Origin of the sequence: Shewanella surugensis, from assembly GCF_023284005.1 — a bacterium.
Lineage (GTDB): Bacteria > Pseudomonadota > Gammaproteobacteria > Enterobacterales > Shewanellaceae > Shewanella > Shewanella surugensis.
Genome location: NZ_JAKIKS010000025.1, coordinates 35,636 through 55,151, shown reverse-complemented (window position 1 = coordinate 55,151; position 19,516 = coordinate 35,636). Strand labels below are relative to the sequence as shown.

17 protein-coding genes and 1 pseudogene are annotated in these 19,516 nt (G+C 40.4%); 11 read left to right on the top strand and 7 right to left on the bottom strand.

Annotated features, from left to right (window positions below; all coding sequences use genetic code 11):
* Nucleotides 1–103 precede the first annotated feature (103 nt).
* Both hutX and L2764_RS08610 read right to left on the bottom strand, forming a co-directional pair.
* Nucleotides 104–493, bottom strand: a complete 390-nt coding sequence (gene hutX / locus L2764_RS08615) for a heme utilization cystosolic carrier protein HutX (protein WP_248939813.1) — start codon at nt 491–493, stop codon at nt 104–106.
* Nucleotides 494–510: 17 nt separating this feature from the next.
* Complete coding sequence (locus L2764_RS08610) at nt 511–2,547, bottom strand: TonB-dependent hemoglobin/transferrin/lactoferrin family receptor (RefSeq protein WP_248939812.1); 2,037 nt, start codon at nt 2,545–2,547, stop codon at nt 511–513.
* Between the two features lie 246 nt (nt 2,548–2,793).
* On the opposite strand from L2764_RS08610, the gene L2764_RS27985 reads away from it, so the two are divergent.
* The 8 genes and pseudogenes from L2764_RS27985 to L2764_RS08570 all read left to right on the top strand — a co-directional run bounded on the left by L2764_RS27985 (nt 2,794) and on the right by L2764_RS08570 (nt 10,145).
* Nucleotides 2,794–3,579, top strand: a complete 786-nt coding sequence (locus L2764_RS27985) for an energy transducer TonB (RefSeq protein WP_248939811.1) — start codon at nt 2,794–2,796, stop codon at nt 3,577–3,579.
* Nucleotides 3,580–3,668: 89 nt separating this feature from the next.
* Nucleotides 3,669–4,436 carry a MotA/TolQ/ExbB proton channel family protein gene (locus L2764_RS08600; RefSeq protein WP_248939810.1) on the top strand — a complete coding sequence of 256 codons (768 nt, stop codon included), beginning with the start codon at nt 3,669–3,671 and terminating at the stop codon, nt 4,434–4,436.
* Nucleotides 4,433–4,864: an ExbD/TolR family protein gene (locus L2764_RS08595; protein ID WP_248939809.1), complete on the top strand. Its 432-nt coding sequence runs from the start codon at nt 4,433–4,435 to the stop codon at nt 4,862–4,864. The genes L2764_RS08600 and L2764_RS08595 overlap by 4 nt, the downstream gene beginning before the upstream one ends.
* A 124-nt stretch (nt 4,865–4,988) precedes the next feature.
* On the top strand, nt 4,989–5,939 hold the full coding sequence (locus L2764_RS08590) for a heme/hemin ABC transporter substrate-binding protein (RefSeq protein ID WP_248939808.1): 951 nt from the start codon (nt 4,989–4,991) through the stop codon (nt 5,937–5,939).
* A gap of 13 nt (nt 5,940–5,952) precedes the next feature.
* Nucleotides 5,953–6,965 (top strand): annotated as a pseudogene (locus tag L2764_RS08585) (FecCD family ABC transporter permease).
* A gap of 18 nt (nt 6,966–6,983) precedes the next feature.
* A complete protein-coding gene (locus L2764_RS08580; RefSeq protein ID WP_248939807.1) occupies nt 6,984–7,748 on the top strand; it encodes a heme ABC transporter ATP-binding protein in 765 nt (254 codons plus the stop codon).
* Between the two features lie 232 nt (nt 7,749–7,980).
* Nucleotides 7,981–9,576: an FAD-binding oxidoreductase gene (locus tag L2764_RS08575; protein ID WP_248939806.1), complete on the top strand. Its 1,596-nt coding sequence runs from the start codon at nt 7,981–7,983 to the stop codon at nt 9,574–9,576.
* Nucleotides 9,570–10,145 (top strand): hypothetical protein, encoded by a 576-nt coding sequence (locus L2764_RS08570; protein ID WP_248939805.1) that lies wholly within the window; start codon nt 9,570–9,572, stop codon nt 10,143–10,145. The genes L2764_RS08575 and L2764_RS08570 overlap by 7 nt, the downstream gene beginning before the upstream one ends.
* Nucleotides 10,146–10,185: 40 nt before the next feature.
* On the opposite strand, the gene L2764_RS08565 is transcribed toward L2764_RS08570, so the two are convergent.
* The 4 genes from L2764_RS08565 to L2764_RS08550 form a co-directional block, all read right to left on the bottom strand.
* Nucleotides 10,186–11,655 (bottom strand): alanine/glycine:cation symporter family protein, encoded by a 1,470-nt coding sequence (locus L2764_RS08565; protein ID WP_248939804.1) that lies wholly within the window; start codon nt 11,653–11,655, stop codon nt 10,186–10,188.
* A 104-nt stretch (nt 11,656–11,759) separates the two neighbouring features.
* On the bottom strand, nt 11,760–12,353 hold the full coding sequence (locus L2764_RS08560) for a GNAT family N-acetyltransferase (RefSeq protein WP_248939803.1): 594 nt from the start codon (nt 12,351–12,353) through the stop codon (nt 11,760–11,762).
* 140 nt (nt 12,354–12,493) lie between these two features.
* Nucleotides 12,494–13,696, bottom strand: a complete 1,203-nt coding sequence (gene hmpA, locus L2764_RS08555) for an NO-inducible flavohemoprotein (RefSeq protein WP_248939802.1) — start codon at nt 13,694–13,696, stop codon at nt 12,494–12,496.
* A 56-nt stretch (nt 13,697–13,752) separates the two neighbouring features.
* Nucleotides 13,753–14,997, bottom strand: a complete 1,245-nt coding sequence (locus L2764_RS08550; RefSeq protein ID WP_248939801.1) for an NnrS family protein — start codon at nt 14,995–14,997, stop codon at nt 13,753–13,755.
* Nucleotides 14,998–15,246: 249 nt separating this feature from the next.
* Here L2764_RS08550 and norR point away from each other — a divergent pair, with 249 nt between their 5' ends.
* From norR to L2764_RS08535, 3 genes are all read left to right on the top strand, one after another.
* A complete protein-coding gene (norR, locus tag L2764_RS08545) occupies nt 15,247–16,854 on the top strand; it encodes a nitric oxide reductase transcriptional regulator NorR (protein WP_248939800.1) in 1,608 nt (535 codons plus the stop codon).
* Between the two features lie 201 nt (nt 16,855–17,055).
* Nucleotides 17,056–18,147 (top strand): fatty acid desaturase family protein, encoded by a 1,092-nt coding sequence (locus L2764_RS08540; protein ID WP_248939799.1) that lies wholly within the window; start codon nt 17,056–17,058, stop codon nt 18,145–18,147.
* Nucleotides 18,148–18,271: 124 nt separating this feature from the next.
* Nucleotides 18,272–18,937 (top strand): Rossmann-fold NAD(P)-binding domain-containing protein, encoded by a 666-nt coding sequence (locus L2764_RS08535; RefSeq protein ID WP_248939798.1) that lies wholly within the window; start codon nt 18,272–18,274, stop codon nt 18,935–18,937.
* Nucleotides 18,938–18,980: 43 nt separating this feature from the next.
* Here L2764_RS08535 and L2764_RS08530 read toward each other — a convergent pair whose 3' ends face one another.
* The gene (locus L2764_RS08530; RefSeq protein ID WP_248939797.1) at nt 18,981–19,448 is read right to left on the bottom strand and encodes an MEKHLA domain-containing protein; all 468 of its coding nucleotides are present in this window, start codon (nt 19,446–19,448) and stop codon (nt 18,981–18,983) included.
* Nucleotides 19,449–19,516 lie beyond the last annotated feature (68 nt).

Genomic DNA, 19,516 nt, shown 5'->3' with positions numbered 1-19,516 from the left:
AGGTTGCTCTCCTGTCTTTTGGTCGAGACTTGAGCCTACCTATACCGCGGTATAGGTGAAACCTATGCGAGTCACCCCGGCAGAGCCGGGGGTTTACCGTTTGTTAATTAATGGAATAACTTTCTTTGCCACGAAACGCTTTACTAATAAAAACGATGTGTGTGACATCATCCAGCTTTAAATGCCCATGGAAACCGTTATCTTTAGGGATCAAGTTGTAATAACCGCGGGCATATTTTCCCTTTGGAAAAGGCCCTTTAAACTCAAAAATATTGCCCGATACCGTAATAATCGTCGTGACATTGCCCCACTCGGGTAAACTTGAAAATAACGCATCAATATGCGTTAAGGGTATTGATGCCCATTCATCTTCAGGTAATGCTTTGACAACGGCTAATTCTGATACCCCTAACGCATCGGCCACTTGACTCGGCATCACGCTCGGGTTACTCGTTAAATATTGTTTTATCAATTTACTTTCAGTGGGTTGCATACTTTAGTTCCAATCACTTAAAAAAGGTAGCGGCCCGATAACTTAATGTTTCTCCCCGGCTCATAGAGAGTTTGCCACGCCTGACGGTATTGTTCATCACCGATGTTATCCACCGACACATCAAACCTGAAGCCTTCGAGATGACCGATTGAGGGCTCCCAAGACACATAAAGATCCCATAACGAATAGCTATCATACACCTGAGTATTGTCCTCAGGCAGTTGATCTTGCGCATTCACATGAGTAAAGCGTGTGCCTAATTTAACATCACCTTGCATTATGCCTTGTGACAAGTCTGCTGTGACCTTATTGGCTGGGACGTCAGATAAATATTCATTGGTACTCGTATCTTTACCTTCGGTCTGCCCATAATTCACAATAAAGCGTGTCTGCTCATATCGATAACGACCGCTGAGCTCAAACCCCGTTAACCGGGCCTCAGCAACATTATTCCAAGAGGTCGTTTGCTCTAATCCTGAAATGCCCATATAAGCATTCGACACAGACTGCTCAATATAATCATCAACATCATTACGGAACACATTTAAGGTCAATGCAAGTTCGTCATTACCCAGTAAATGCTCAAACCTTAAATCCGCCTGCACTTCTTTATTTTTAGCCGTTTCAGATTTGAGATCAGGATTTATTTCAAAGGTATTACATAATCCATCCGGTAAAAAATCGGTAATCGCCGGAATACAATAATGCGTCCCCGTTGAATACATTTCTTCCATACTCGGTGCGCGGAATGCTTGATCGTATCGAGCACTTAAACTCAGCCAAGATGAAACATTCCACATTAGGCCAACCGTTGGCGATAACGCACTGTCAGCCGAAGACAGACCTAAACTGTTACTGTCATTTTGATAATGATCATAACGCAAGGCTGTGGTTAATTTTATCGATTGTGTTAAATCAACATTAGCTTGTGTAAACGCGCCCATCACCGTCGCATCCGCATCGATATTATCGGGCCTTTCTCCCTCTTGACCGTTATCATCACGCACAGTCGTAAAAGTATCACGATAGGCATCAACACCATAGAGTAATGACCAAGTTCCTAACTTGCTTTCATTATTAATACTGAGTCCAACAGTGTTATAATCCGTATTATCCCGTTGATATTGAGTAACCCTATCTTCATCATAACGTGTGCTATTCCAATAAAATAACGTATGCAAATTAAGCAACGGATTGTCATTTGGATTGACATCGTAACTGAGCGTCACATTTTTATCGGTAGTATTGCGGCGCACCAAAGGAACTGAGCTACTGACATCAGTACTGGGATTACTCGGCACTAACTCATCAATTTGACTCAAACGCGTCGATAATTGTAAACGCTCACCTATTGATGGCTCCCAACCTAATTTAATCAAACCACTATTACCGTCAGAAGCACTGTTTTCGATGCTATCACCGTCACCTGTTTGAATATCATTGTTATCAAAGGTACTGCCATTGATCAACCAATCAACACTCTCACTTTTACCGTACATCGCCCCACTGGTCGTGGTACGATCGCCATTGGTTTCATAGCCTTGTTTAATATAGCCTCCAAGACCTGCATCACCTTCTAATAAATCCTTGGCCGATTTAGTGTTTTGGGCTACCACACCACCAATCGCACCACTGCCCCAAACACTACTTGCTGGGCCGCGGATCACTTCAATGGATTGTAATAATTCAGGATCCATAAAGTAAGTACCTCTATGTCCAGAATTTGCATTTTGTCTTACTCCATCAATCACTTGCAATACCTGCTGCCCACTTAGCCCTCTAATTTCGACTCCCTGAGAGCTGGATCTCGGGCCATTTGTGCTGCTGATATTGGCTTCATTCTTTAACGCGCCAGCAACCGAATTTGGCTGGAGTTCCTGTAATTGCTCTTCATTCACAACTGCAATACTTTGACTGGTATCAGATGCTTTTTCATTAATACGCGTGGCTGAAACCAAGACTTCATCAAACTCTGTATAAGGTTGTGAACCATCAGCGAAAGCGAGAGTTGTTTGTGAAACGGCCATGAAAATAGCCAACGGCTTAGTGAACATCTTTGTAAACCTTAATGAATAATTGAAATAGTCGCAAAGGTAGCAGTGATGCACCTTTACCCTACATTAACGGCACTCTACCCGAGAGAAAACAAAAACACAACTGATAACTATTCCTATTTGCACTAAGATCTAATGGCGTGTAAATTACATAAGATAAATTGAATCTATATGCTTAAACAGGGTCATGCAGAAGATAATGAAATCCTCTCATACTAGGAATAACGTACTCAATGGGCTTTCAGTGTGACGAGCCAACGATATGCGCTTTTTGCCAGCCTGAATCTATTGCTGCTCGGCAGTGTATTGAGCCAGAAGAACACTCAAATACCTTTAAGCTTCTCGCCTTCCTCGGGGCAAGCACACACTTCGCATATGAGTCTTACTATGGCGAGCCAAGTCAAAAACCGTCAACATCAAATCAATGACATCATCAAAGAGAGTTCGATCAGCGCTGCTCCAATCAAAAAGGCTATCCCCATTAAATCGGTAATAGTGAAAGCTTCACCCCATCAAGCCAGCACGAAATCCGAGCCTGTAAAACATCAACAGACGAAACGACAACGTCCTCTCGAAACCACACAACCAAAGAAGAACATCGCCCTCACTCAAGAGATAAACGTAAAGCAGCCCAAGAGCAGCAATAATAATAAAAAAAGTGCTGAGAATGCTGAGAATGCTGAGAATAATGTATTAGAAACGATGAGTGCACAGATAAAAAAAACACCAGATGAGCAACAAAGTATATTGCACAGCATGGAAATCACTCACCCAAGCTTTACTTCTCCGCCCGCTCAACCTCGCTATCCAAGATTGGCAAGAAAGAAAGGACTCGAAGGGATTGCAACACTCGAGGTTCTGTTTAATCAAGCAGGTGAACAATTATCACTCACCTTAATCTCCAGTTCAGGATTCAATTTATTAGATAAAGCAGCGCTTGATGCCGTTAAGCAGTGGCATTTTTCAGCCCCCGATGAGCAAATAGCTTATGCCTATAAAGTACGGGTACCGGTTCGCTTTGTACTTAATTAAGCTGAGCAAGATCTGTATTTTATTTCACTCGGCATAAACCTTAACTTACGATTATTCGTATTGATTTCATTATAGTAGGAAGTATTCCAATGAACGACAGCCTGTACCAGTCACTCAATCAAGCCTTAGGAAGCTTAACTTGGCCTTTAGGGATCTGTGCATTCATCACCTTTATGATTATCTTAGAAAGGCTCGCATTATTGATTTATGAACTCTCTAAAAATAATAAAGCACTAACCCAATTAACATTCAGCTTCGAAGTGGCAACCGAAGCCTATATTCTACAATCCATCGATAAGCTCAAGCTGAGTCAAAGTTTAGGGGCTAAGGGCGCCCGCTTATTACTCACATATAGACATGAAGAACAAGCAACACGAGAAAACATTGTTAGCTTATGGCTAAGCCAGCAACAAAACCAACGAAAAGCCGGACTTAAATTATTACAATTAATCGCGGCCATTGCGCCATTAATGGGGCTACTCGGTACGGTGCTCGGCCTTATCGATATGTTTGGGCAGCTTGCTCAAAGCCAAGGTCCTATTACACCATCGCAACTGTCAGCAGGACTCGGTTTAGCCATGAATACCACAGCAGCCGGACTCATTATCGCTTTACCCGCTATCATTTCAGCTCACCTCTTTAACTTGTGGGCGGAAAAAAGTTGTGACAAAACGGCGTATACATTAAATCAAATCAATTTATGGCTTAATGGTGTGCCTAATATTATGCACCTTGATATGCAAACTCAGCTCACTGAGCGAAAACCATCAAAAAATCATAGCTCCCAAAATACACTTACAGACAGCCCTCTGTTCAGTCACGATCATTCAAAGAGACAGCAGAGTGTAAAAGTATGATCAATGCCAAAGGATCCTTCTCCTCTCAAGTACAAAAAGATGAATTAGGCGTCGATCTCACGCCACTCATTGATATCATTTTCATTGTATTGGTCTTTCTATTACTCACTGCCAATGCACCACTGCTGAGTTTAACGATCGATGTCCCTACTGCGCCCAATGCCAGTCTAAACCCCGTTGTGGTAAAAAATAAAATTACCCTTAATGTGATGACATTAACGCCTCAATGGGCAATCGATGGACACGCTTATGATCATTGGTCTGAATTTAAAACGGCTTTCAATATCGAAATTAATCGACAACCTCATGCAAACATTATCATTGCTGCCGACAAATCGGCTCCCATTCAGCCTCTCATGAAGCTTCTCGCCCTATTACAACAACATGAGATCAGTAACACGCAAATTTTAATGGATAACAGTGAATAAAATAGCCCTTAACGCATCATGCTTAATCGAAACATTTTATGACAAAATAGACCTAAACCACTGTAATATAAGCACATAATATCAAAAACCTTTCTATTTAATGGATGTGGAGCCTGAGACAATCATGTTTAACACAATTTATTCAAATATTTACCGCCCTTTTGGACTACTGTTACTGTTAGTGTTGCTAACGCCAATTCACTTGCTTCATGCACAAAATATTGACATGGCGCATGGCCAACAAAACAATAAAAACAGCAGTGAGGAGGCATCAACCCGCCTTATTAGTGCAGGAGCGGGCATCACTGAACTTGTCTTAGCACTCGGCGGCGAGAAAAACTTAATTGGAACAGATTCAAGCAGCCAAATACCAGCTCAACTAGCCCAAGTCACACAAGTCGGTTACCACAGAATGTTATCAGCAGAAGGTTTGTTATCCCTTCACCCTGATGTGTTATTGGGCAGCGATGTCATGGGGCCTGAAAAAACGTTAGCCCTACTTCGCAGCGCCAATGTTCACGTCGTCAGTCTCCCATCCGCAACCAACCAAGCAGGGTTATTTAACAACATCGATATCATTAGCCAATTACTGGGCAGCCAACAGCAGGCTGAAAAGCTTAAAAGCAACATCACTAAGCAGCTCACTCACATTAAAAGTAACCACATAAAACTTGAACAAAGTAAGCAGCCAATCAAGGTGTTATTTATGCTATTACAAGCCGGAAGGCCCGCTAAAGTGGGCGGAAAAGGCACCGCTGCGGATACCATCATCCAGTTAGCGGGAGGAGAAAACAGTGCGCCTTTTTCAGGCTATAAAATCTTATCACAAGAAGGTATTTTATCGTTACAACCCGATGTTATCCTCCTCTCATCTCGACAAGATCTTGAAAACACCGATAAGACTCTTTTCCCTCTATTAGCCAATATGCCGCTTATCGCTAGCACCAAAGCTTACCAACAACAAAGTATCTTCACTATCCCAGCGCATGCCTTAATCGGAGGACTGGGACTGAGTGCCATTAATGAAGCCGAAACGCTGAGTCAGCAATTAATCTCAGTTTCAACTCACCAATAAAAGAATCATTTGAATGAAAACGTCACGTTATATTTGGCCCATGTTACTCAGTTTGCTATTTCTGGCAAGCCTCATCTCCATTGGCACCGGTCCCATTACAATCAGCATGAGTCACAGTTTTAGCGCCGTGATCGCTTCGGCCACACAATGGCAAATACTGACATTAGCCCCGCATGAACAGCTCATCATTGATAATGTGCGTCTCCCCAGAACCTTATTAGCCTTGTGCGTGGGCGGGATTTTGGCACAATGTGGTGCCGTCATGCAGGGCTTATTTCGAAATCCTTTGGCTGATCCGGGGATTATAGGCGTTTCTTCCGGTACCGCATTAGGCGCTGCACTGTGCATCATTTTATACCCAGCAGTGGTGAGCTGGGGATCGCTATCAGTGCCTTCATCAGTGGACTTATCACCACCTTAGTAGTTTATCGACTCGCCCATACCACCAAAGGCACTTCCGTCATATTATTATTATTATCCGGGGTTGCCATTGCCGCATTAGCCGGGGCCGCTATTGGCTTATTAACGTACTTTGCCAATGATATGGCCTTAAGAGATCTCACCTTATGGCAAATGGGATCCATAGCCGGTGCTCAATGGCATTATGTCATTCTCTCTTTATTGACATTAGTCCTGCTTAGCTGGCAATTTAGTCGGTCATCAAAAGCACTCAATGCATTACTACTCGGAGAAGCTGAAGCTAGACACTTAGGTATAGACATTAATCAACTCAAGCTAAAATTGATTTTTCTCTGTGCATTAGGCGTGGGCATTAGTGTAGCGGCCACTGGAATCATTGGCTTCATTGGACTCATCGTACCCCATTTAATTCGTATGCTTATTGGTCCCGATCATCAGAAATTATTGCCATTAAGTGCACTATTGGGTGCGATTATGCTCATGCTTGCCGATAGTGGTGCACGCTTTATTTTATCCCCATCAGAACTGCCTGTTGGCTTGATCACGGCTTTACTGGGTGCCCCTTTCTTTATTTTTCTACTGATCAATCAGAGAAATAAAATTTAAACTTAAAATGGTTGAACAATGCTACAAATCAACAATCTCGACTTACACACCGATAATCTGATGGTGCTGAATAATATCAACCTCAATATTACTCCAGGTAAAGTCACTGCGATCCTTGGACCCAATGGGGCTGGAAAGTCCAGTTTATTAAAAACCATTAGCCAAGATGTAACAGCAAGTCGTGGGGAAGTCCATTTTTATCATCGCGCCTTAAAGCAATGGCCTAAACAAGAATTAGCCACCTTGTTAGGGGTGCTACCCCAAGAATCGAGTCTTCATTTTCCTTTTAAAGTTTTTGATGTCGTCGCAATGGGACTTTATCCACTGAGTCTTAATCAAAAACAAGGCCAAGATATCATTGAAGGTTATTTAGACAACTTATCCATCATGCACTTAAAAGAAAGACCCTATCCGAGCCTGTCTGGTGGAGAAAAGCAAAGAGTACAACTCGCACGCGTACTCACACAATTAAGTCAAGCCAGAAAGCCACCGCTGTTATTACTGGATGAACCGACTTCCGCATTAGATCTTGCCCAACAACACAAAGTATTAGCCTTAATTCAGCACTTGGTATCACACCGCCAATACTCTGTTATCACTGTATTACATGATCTCAATTTAGCCGCAAGATATGCAGATGAACTCATTATTATGAAAAAGGGTCAAATAAAGAAAGTAGGATCACCGACACATTGCCTTACAAACCAAACCATTAATGAGATATGGGATTATAACCCTCAGATCATCACCGTAGATGTAGACTCCATTCCCGTTATTATTTAATCTGTCATTCACTTATCCCTAGCGACATATCCAACCCTATTGGGTATGCGCTTCAACCTCTCTTCTCCTACCACACGCCTCTGAATTTATGACTTCTCAATGAACACCAAATGATACATTTGTATTAATCTTATTACAAATACGATCAAGATCACATAAATTTAACATAAAATACTGTTTGATGGTCAAAAAACAAGATAAAATTGCTCAAAATTTAAGTGCGGACAGCAGTATGTCTCTTGATACATTAGATCCTCTTCAGATTACATTCGAACAAAATATCAATATTAATTATCAAACAAGTGGTTTAGTTGACCATAACAAGCATATTACGGGCGTCTATAAACCAACAAACTCTGATGATTTAATCACAAAAATTAAAGAATGCCACCGAAATCGCCAAGCTTTTTATGCCATTAGTACAGGCAAAAATTGGGGTTATGGTAAGGCTACTCCCATTGGTGATGACAACCTTATCATCGATCTCAGTCAGATGAAGGAAATCCATCATTATGATGCTGAACTTGGGGTCGTAGAAGTCGGGCCTGGTGTCACTCAAGGACAACTCGCTCGCTTTTTAGAAAATACCCCTTGGATGATTGACTGCACAGGGGCTGGGCCTGCCACCAGCATTATCGGTAATGTACTCGAAAGAGGATTTGGCCATGGTGCACAAGGTTACCGCAGTCGTCATTTCACTATAACCGAATACATTTTGGCTAACGGTGAAAAAAAATCATTGGATACCACACCTCGTTATGTGGGGCGAGCCGGACACAGCGCGGGCCTCACAGAAATTTTCACTCAAAATAATCTTGCTGTGGTAACGAAAATTCGTTTTGAATTATCACTCAAGCAAAAACAAAGCCTTCGCTGTTTAGTCAGACTCAAAAAAGTGGGTGATATTGGTGCTTATATCAATATCATGCGCCAACTAAAAGCAGAGAATACCCTCGATACTCTGCCTCACATTGGTAACAATTACCGCATGCTGTCAATGGTTAGCCAGTTTGATTTTTCAAAGTGGGATCCTCAGCAAGGTCCACTTAACAGTGAGTTAACTCAGCTTGAAAAGCAGCACCAAATTATGCCATGGACTGCCGCCTTTATCGTATCGGGAGCCCCTCAAGTCGCCAAAGCAAAAGCCAAAAGAATTAAAGTGGCATTAAACGCCATTGCCGATGTGAAAATCGTTTCTCTTAGCACCCTGAAGAAAGTGAATCATTACTTACAACAAGCTACTACTCTGCTTAAGTTTTCACCAAGATTGAACCATTTTCAACAACAAATTAGTCAATTTACTCGAGCAATGATCATGTTCGAAGGAAACCCCGACCCGATGGCTTTAAAAGGCTGTTATTGGCGTAATCAATCCCAAGCATACGAAGAGAGTAATGATCCTATCGAAAGCCAATGTGGCTTTTATTGGATTGCCCCTGCACTGCCAATGCTAAGCGATGAAATCAATAGCTGCATGCAACAAAGCGAGCAGTTATTTCAAGAATTTGGCTTTGAATTTGGCGTGACATTAACCTCTGTCACCGCTCATATGTGCCAAGCCATCATCAGTCTTTATTATGATATTGATAATGCTAATGAACAACAAAGAGCTAAGGCATTGATCCGTCAACTTCGTCAACTTTATAAACAAAATAACTGGCAATGCTACCGACGTGCGGTTGATGAAATGCCTTTTCCCTTAGCTGAGGAGCATAATAAAGATGCACTAGAACTAAAGCACCTAATTAAACAAACACTTGACCCATACAACCTCATTAATCCCGGCCGTTATCAAGCAATATCACAACCTGGTGCTACCCCATGTTAAAAACAAACCTGCTCTCCCAAGATGAAGAATTTGAAACTTATGCGCATCATTATGCCAATGCATCAGGTAATCATACCTCTGTGGAACACTTCAAACGTATTTCTATTGTGCGGGTTTTTAAGAATAAGCAAGGCGAAATGTTAGCGGGTTATACCCTCAATACTCGGCATCCTATTCGTTATTTTGAAGATGTGCCAAAAACAGACGATCAACCCGCTTTTGTCTCCCAAGCAGATGATGTCATTGAAACCGGAGGTTTATGGGTTAAAAATGAAGTCAGCCATTTTTATCGAGGGGTCGTTTTTCTCTACTCGCTTTGGGACATGATAAAAAGCAAAAAACGCTTTATTGTCAGTGGGGCTAAACATCCTAAGGTCGCTAAATTACAATCGATTATATTCCCAAATAAATTATATGAAGGTCCAATAAAAAATGCCGATTATGTTTGTATTTTTTATGCCAAACGTTACTACATTCCAATACAAGCACTCTTGATCATGAATAAATATTGGATTATTGATCCACTCAAAAATGCCGTTCGCACTTTCAAAGCAAAATCTACCGCATAATGAATAACACTTAGGGGATAATGTTCATATTCCCTAAGTGTTAAGTATCTAATTTTTTGTTGTTTTCTCGGCATTTCAACTCTCTTTGGAACACTCGATATTCAGCATCTCCCCAACATTCAACGTCCTCCAATTCAGGAATACTGTTTCGATGAAAAATGGGGTCTTTACCTTTGGCCAATTGTTGCATGTAATCTTTAACTAATGCCAATGCGACATGTCTTAATAAAAAAATTGCTGAAATATTAACAAGTGCCAATAAGCCCATAAAAAGATCGGCTAAATCCCAGACAAAGCCAATCGCAGCCAAGGAACCATAAAGTAACATTACAATAACAGCGCATCTGAATCCATTTAAAATCCACTTAGAATCCGTCATGTACTTGATATTCATTTCACCGTAAAAATAATTACCTAAAATAGAGCTATAAGAAAAAATCATCACTAAAATAGCCAGACAATAACCACCAAATTCACCAAAAACCATATTCATCGATAAATGCACTGACGCAACGCCCGTTGTTCCTGATGCAGGTAAATTAATCTGCGGCAATAAAATAATAAAGGCCGTCGCACTGGAGATCAACAGTGTATCAACTAACACACCCAAAGATTGAATATATCCTTGTTTTACGGGATGAGAAACATAAGCCGCAGCCCCTGCATTGGGTGTCGAGCCCATCCCCGCTTCATTAGAGAATAACCCTCGCTTAATCCCTTGCATCACCATCACACCAAAGGCACCTGTCGTTGCTTCTTTCAATCCGAGTGCCTCCCCAATAATTAAGCTGAAAACAGGAATAACCTCTGAGATATTCATCACAACAATAATCAACGCGGTCAAAAGATATAAAATAGCCATAAGTGGAAATAACACTTCAGAGGCTTTCACCACTCTTTTTAATCCACCAAAAATAATTAACAAGGTAAATATCGCTAAATCGATGGCAATATTAAGATTAGAAACAGAAAAAGCCGTGTTCATGGCATGTGCAATCGTATTCGCCTGCACCGAATTAAACACTAGCCCATAAGAGATGATCATTAACACCGAAAAAAGCAGCGCTAATTTTTTAGATTTCAATCCTTGAGCAATGTAAAAAGCAGGTCCACCTCTAAAACTCCCTTCCTGCGTATTATTTTTATAAGCTTGTGCCAGCGTATTTTCGATTAAACATGAAGCCGTACCGATGAGGGCAATAATCCACATCCAAAAAACCGCACCGGGGCCGCCTAAATAAATGGCCACTCCTACTCCAGCAATATTTCCCGATCCCACTCTCGATGCCGATGTCACCGCAAAAGCACCAAAAGAAGAAATACGTTTTTTGCTTTCTTCTTTTGTGCCAGTATGCTCCATGAGTAAAGAAAGCATGTGTTTTAAATGGGTAAATTGTGAAAACCTGATCTTGATGGTAAAATATACACCAATAATCAGTAAGATATAAATAAGAAAATAATCCCAAACCAGCGTTAATAACATTTGCAATATTGTGTCTAATATCTGCATAGCCAACCTTTACTTATTCTTTATGGGCCCTTATTGAAGAGCTGATTGAATCGATTGTTAACTCCAAAAAGATCAAGATATTAATACTTTCAATCATCGAAATATCAACTAGGATGCGGCAGATGCATTTTACTGCGCAAATTACATTTAACCGCAGGCCATTCACTGGCAATAATAGAATAAACCACGGTATCGCGTAATGAACCGTCGGGCATAATTTTATGACTACGCAAAATACTATCTTGTTTAGCGCCTAAACGTTCAATCGCTTTGCGAGAATCTGGATTAAAATAATGCGTTTTAAACTCAACGGCAATTGCCTGATAGTTTTCAAACATATTACTTAATAGAAGCCACTTACATTCAGTGTTAACTGGTGTCCTTCTTACGGAGCTTCCGTACCAAGTAAAGCCAATAGTCACCCGTCGATTCATTTCATCAACATTATAATAACGGGTTGTGCCAATAACTTGATAATTAAATTTAGATCGCACCACATAAGTAAGCTCCCCTCTATCCTTATTTTTCAATGCCGTTTTGACATATCCTTCAATTTCATCGGGTTTAGGTAGCGTCGTAAACCACAACTGCCATGCATCTCCATCTTCAGCAACCTTCCTTAAATCATCAGTATGTGCAAGTTTTAAGGACTCTAAACTAACAACTTCACCTTGAAAAATATCGTCCTTAATCCACATAAATTTATTCACTTAAACGGAATTTATTATGTAAGATTAGACTATTTCAATGATGGACGTTGATTTGAAAAACAAAATATTAGCATTCCCAACAAAAAGCCCACCAATGTGGGCTTTAATACGACCTCATGCTAACAACATCAAAGTGCTTCGTGTGGTCCAAATACCTCGTAATGAATACGTGAATGATCAACGCCTAATAACAATAATTGTTTCTTAATAAAGCTCATAAAAGCATTCGGGCCACACACATAATAATCTCCCTCTTCGATAGGAAGTTGAGCTTTAATATGAGAAAGCTCCATTAACCCAGTAAACATTGTCCGATCATCTACAATGCCTGTCTCTATTACTTCTTTATTATACCAAGTGTACGCATCCACCTTATCATGGGTAGCACATAATGCATTTACGCGCTTTGCAAAAGAATGTTGCTGATTATTTTCACATGCATGAAGATAGTGCACAGAATGTAATAACGGTGCTTCTACTAAGGTTTCTAACATTGACATCATCGGCGTCAGCCCGACTCCAGCGCTGATCAATACAACGGGTTTATCGTTAAACTGTAAGTAAAAATCTCCAGCAGGAGGAAAAATATCCACTTCGCTCCCCTCGGATAATGAATGTAAATAATTGGACACAATACCCTGTGGCTCATTGCATTCTTTTTTAATACTAATGCGATAACTATCCGTCTGGACTTTGTCCGAAATAGAATACTGACGTATTTCCATATATTCCGCATCGGTAGGTTTGACTTTAATGCCTAAGTATTGGCCTGGTATATGTTCAGCCACTTGGCCCCCATCTTTAGGCGTTAACGTAAAACTCGTCACCTGCTCAGATTCAGGTTGCTTTTGACTAATAATAAAGCCTCTCGCTCCTAACCAGCCGCCTTGTTTTTCCGCATTTTGTTGGTACAGTCCATGCTCTTGGGTGATACAAAGATCCGCTAATAGAGCATAAGCTTCTGTCCAAGCCTGTTCAACTTCAGGCGTAAACGCATCGGGTAGCAGCTCCCTTAAGGTTTCAATAAGATGCAAACCCACTATAGGGTAATGTTCAGGTAAAATATTTAAACTGGTATGCTTATGAGAAATACGACTCAAGGCTGATTTTAATACGTCTAAATTATCAATATGTTGCGCAAAAGCCGCCAACGCATTAAATAATGCAAAAGGTTGTTTGCCTGTTTCTTGATTCCCCATATTAAAAATATCTTTAAGCTCTGGGTTATGGGTAAACATTCTATTATAAAAGTATTCCGTTACTCCCGTTCCCGCATTGACCAATAATGGTACCGTGCTTTTAACAATTTTAATCGTATTTTCAGACAACATATTTTATTCCAAATATCAGTAAATAAAGATTAATAACCTAACTTAAGCTGAGGTGGCTAACCCAGCCGCCCATCAATGCGCTTATTGATGAGAATAGGAAAATAATGAAACAAGAAGAGAATAAAGCCTAAACTCCATAACACTCCACTTAACAGCCAAGCATGACTGACGTTAATGAATAACGGCAATAAACTTCGGGAAACCGCAGAACAAAAGATTAAAACAAACGCTAAATTTACAAAATATGGCGTCTTTAATGGCCGCCCTGTATGTCCTAATGAGACTCTAGCCATCATAGACATAATCATCATGCCTATTGATCCAATAGTAATAAGATGTAACGCATCTTTAAAAAAGATATGTGTATTGAAAAAACTCAATGCGATAAAAGCTAAACCGACACCTAAAGCAAAATAAGCCAATTGCAATGACCAGAGTAAAGGCACGTTAATAATTTCTTTTCGCCACCAAAAAACGCTGCGAAGTAAATGTAAAAAGGCCAATATCGCAATGATCCCACCTGGAAGGGTATCGATTGAAAATAGGCTTTTTCCAATAAAGCTGATAATGACAACAAGGGTAACAATCCATATCAATCGATCTAATCGTGGGCATTTCACTTGCTCAGAAAGTAATAGCCCTCTTGCGGTAAAAAAAGGGATCACACGACCTGCGACAATCCCTATAAGCAAAGTAAAAGCGAATACACTCGCATCGCAAACCTTAAGTGCTAGAACGCTCTGCTGCTCGCTCACTAAATATAAAAACAGCATATTAAAACCAAAAAGAATCGTCAGGATCCCAATAAAGGGATAGTTTTGCTTATTTCTGGCCTTCACTAACATTCTGCTCAGCGTCAAAATCCCCCCACCCCACCAAGCTCCCTGAAATAAAATCACTAAATATAAGTTTAAATCCGCCCCGATAGGACTAATCATGGGCAATTTAACAAAAAACATGACGCGTGCGATTAACCATAAACTGGTTAACATCATTAATGACCCCTTTGAAATGCTCGGAACGCCCGTCCATGTTTGCGCCGCCGTTAATAAAAACCCCATCGCAATTACAGAGGCAAAACCAAACATCATTTCATGGGCATGCCATACCATCGCGGGGATGTTTAGTGGCCAAGAAACCTGACCGCCGAGCAATAAACTCCAATAGCTAATACTCAACAACGCAAGAATACTGCCACCTAAAAAAAAGGGTCTAAAAGCCAACATCCAAACAGCCGCTCGCTGAGGTTGATACCCCGTTTTTTCTGTTGGCATGGGTTCCGTTAAATTAATCGGCCTCATAAATGATTACCTCACAACATTTGATGACTCATACATGCTCACTATTTCAGCTCAAGCACTAATAAAGTGGCAGGGTTATTTTTATACTATCGTTATCACTCTCTACACGGCTAGAGCACTTTTCGTGCCAAATAATTAATACTCTTTAAAAACAGTAAATTAATCACTTACAAGAGGGTTAATACTTGTGGACTACGTCATTTAGACATACAATTAATAATCAAAAAGTACTAATCGAGTCAAAAAGACATGAATCCAGCTGAAGTCTCTGCCATTTTGGCATTAGCACTCGATCTCGCCAATAGTGTGAGCAATCAAGACCGATTCACTCGGCTACTATCAACCATACGAAAAACCATAAAGTGTGATGCTATTGCATTATTGCAACACAAAAATGCCACACTCAAGCCGATGGCAATAGAAGGCTTATCGATTGATACACTCGGCAGGCGTTTTGATATCCATTCTCACCCTAGACTGAAGATCATTAGCCAATCAACAAAACCTGTCACCTTTAGTCAAAATTGTGATTTACCCGATCCCTATGATGGTTTACTGCAAAACCAAGAGGGAGGTGTGCCTATTCATGCTTGTATGGGACTGCCGCTTTATAATAATGGGCATTTACTCGGTATTGTGACGCTAGACAGTTTAACCCCGAATAGCTTTGATCACATTAATCCCCAAATGCTGGAGATCATCACCGAAATTAGTGCAGCAACAATGAAAACAGCCATAAAATTGGAACAGTTAGAGCATTCAGCAAAACACTCAAACGCCTTAGTTCAAGAATTAACACAAGCTGCAATAATGCGAGATGGCGGCGAAATAATTGGACTCAGTCCCTGTATTCAAGCACTCAAAAATGAAATAAAACTGGTTGCAGCGTCTCATTATAGTGTGCTTATTTTAGGTGAAACGGGTGTAGGTAAAGAATTAGTCGCGGGGAGCATTCATCAGCATTCCCATCGACATAAAAAGCCGATGATCCAGCTAAATTGTGCTTCATTACCCGAACACCTTGCTGAAAGTGAATTTTTTGGCCACTGTAAAGGCGCCTTTACTGGCGCGGAAAAAAGCCGTGAAGGCAAGTTTCAGCTAGCGGATGGGGGGACATTATTTCTCGATGAAATTGGAGAGTTACCCTTAAACTTACAAAGTAAATTACTTCGCGCCTTGCAGAGCGGAGAAATACAAGCCGTCGGTGAAGACAAAGTCAAAATCGTTGATGTTCGCGTTATCGCGGCCACTAATCGAAATTTAAAAAATGAAGTGACTGCTGGGCGCTTTCGGGCCGACTTATATCATCGGCTCAGTGTTTATCCCATCGAAGTCCCACCTCTACGGGAAAGAGGCAACGATATTCATTTGTTAGCGGGTTACTTTGTCGAAAACACCGCACGTAAGTTAGGGATCAGTCAGCTCACTTTAACCCCCGCGGCGTTATCATTACTATCGGCTTACCGTTGGCCCGGTAATGTCAGAGAACTTGAACATATAATTAGTCGAGCAGCATTAAAAGCAAAACAAGATCAATGGAATAAAAGCATCATTCATATTTTACCTGAGTATTGTGATATCACCTTCCCGAAACACGATCGCCTCAATTCGACAATCCACTCTCAAAACAACACCACGCTATCGGTTCCACAAGACGACAAACATTTTCCTTTCTATTCGCTACCGGAACAGTCTTTGAAATCAGCCACTAATGCATTCCAAACTCAGCTCATCAAACAAACGCTAAAAGCGCATGATTACAATTGGGCAGCGGCAGCAAGAGTCCTTGAAACCGATAGGGCTAACCTCGTGCGCCTAGCCAAACGATTAGGACTCAGCATCACTAAATCCATTTAAGAAACACTCGCATTGCGCCTAGTAAAAAAAGGGCTTTACGCTAAGCTATACCCAAGTAAAACATTCATCTTCGTTTCACTTGGGTATATATAAACCTTGCTGATCTGCGATGCTTAGTAAGTCACCTGTTCTGGACATTTTCAACACCTATAATTTTTCGCAGCTTAAGAGAAAAATTCAAATCCAAAATAAGGATAGTAAATGGAAAATATTGATGAATTTGTTAAAGAAATAAAAAAAATAGGGATGCATGCACAAACCTCTGTAAGTTATAAAGACTACCTTCACATGCGTTATATCAGCTTCTTCGGAACCGTTCTTTTTTGGCTTGGGTTGAGTTTCTGCTTCTTTAACCACTGGATTATGGGCGGGATATTGTTATCCCAGCATTTACTGGTTAAATGGCTTTTAATGCATCACATTGGTCACGGTGGCTATAATCGAATAAAAAATATTCCTAGGCGTTTTCATTCTTCTCACTATGCACAAGGTTACCGTCGCTATCTAGATTGGTTTGACTGGATACGAGCTGACGCTTGGAATTATGAGCATAATTACTTACACCATACTTTTACAGGAGAAAATAAAGATCCTGACTTAGTTGAAAATAACCTAGACTGGCTAGCCAGCATGAAGCAACCTATTTTAATAAAATGGCTTATTCTCATTATTGCTGCAGCAAGCTGGAAATTTACTTACTACAGCCCTCGCACACTGAGTTATTTAAAAGGTTATCAAAAAATTCATATTTATAATTTTCTCAATATCAAACAAAAAGCACCTCGTCATATGTGGCTGGAGCTTTTTCTACCTTATATTGGATTTCATTTTATTGCGCTACCCTTTTTGTGTGAGTGGATCGCAACGGGATTTGGATGGAGTGTGCTTTATGCTCGGATCCTTGCTGAATTATTTCATAATATACAAATGTTTATTGTCATCGTTCCCAATCACTCAGGAGCTGACTTATATCGTTTTGATAATGTAAATCAATATAAACATCGAAATTCAGAGTATTACATTAGACAAATATTAGGTTCAGCCAATTATCACAATGGCGCTGAATGGATTGATTTCCTTCATATGTACTTAAATTATCAAATCGAGCACCATTTATTCCCCAATTTACCGATGCGTCAATATCGATTAATCCAACCGCAAATCCAATCTGTCTGTCAAAAGTATAATGTCCCCTATATACAAGAAAGTGTCTGGGTACGTTTAATAAAAATGGTTAATGTTGCCATAGGAAGACAGAAGATGCGTCGTATCTCTGGGCCTTTTTCACCTTAATTATTTTATTTTTTATAATCAGTTGGGTGTATACCCGTGATACTTCAAGGTGCATACCCTAACTTTCAATAGCGAATAATTTATGGTTATAATCACAAGAAAATGGACAGTAATATGAGAAAATATGAAAACAGCTATCATTGCCGGATCAACTGGAGCCATAGGCTCTGAGTTATTAAGCTTGTTATTAGACTCATCAGAATATGAGCGAGTTCATTGCCTTGTCCGCCGCAAACTGACCTTCTCGCATCCCAAATTAGTCACTCATGAAATCAACTTCGATGAACTCGGCACACTTAATCTCACCGAAAAAAATCCAGAGTTAGCCCATGCAAATGTATTTTGTTGCTTGGGGACGACGCTAAAACAAGCTGGATCTCTGGAAGCCTTTAAACGCATCGATAAGGATTATGTTCTGAGTGTTGCTAAGCTTGCTGAACGTTTATCAGCCAGCACCTTTTCATTGGTCAGTGCGATAGGAGCGAATGCAGCATCATCACAATATTACACTCAAACTAAAGGAGAGGTTGAGTTACAAGTTCAACAATTAAACCTTCCTTCTATTCGGATTTTTAGACCTTCAATACTCCATGGCAAACGCAGTCAATTTCGATTTAATGAATTTTTTGGGTTTATATTACTGACTTTACTGTCTCCCATCTTACAAGGACGACTCAAGAAATACCGTGCAATCAGCACCACCCAAGTGGCTAAGGCGCTTTATTTAACATCCCTTCAATCTTATGATAAATCAATAACGTTTGAAAATGACAGCATCTTAGCACTTTAAATTTAAAAGAGATAAAGGCTTAATTAAAGAGAATAATTATCCATTACAGAAAAGAGTAGTCCTTAAACATCGCGGCTTGCCCATGGTATTGACCTTGATGATCAATAATGTTCCAAACAATGGCATTATTGATCATAAAGCGCTTCCCCGTAGCAGAAACCCGAACACCATGATAATGAACAATGAAGCCTTGGCGGCTGACTTTCGCAAGTAATCCTGCTCTTTCTTCTTGAGAGATCACTTCAGCTGAATAACGCGATGGCATCTTAATAAAATCTCTCCATTCACATTCAAACAGCGTTAAAGCAAACTGGTTACCAAAATTAAAAATAGGCTCAGCCTCTATACCGTGAGACAAAATAGCAACAGGCGCTTGATCTAATGCCGAAATAGCAGATATTGACAAATTCCCGATCAATAAGTCAAAATCCATTAATCGTTTAAAACTCTCAAGTAGTCGCTCTCCATGAGCCACATAAAACGCATCTTCTAATGGACAAGAATCATTCATAACATCTCTCATAGGAACAATAACCGCTAACAGATGAAATGAAAGATAACACTATTTCAAGCCCCGCC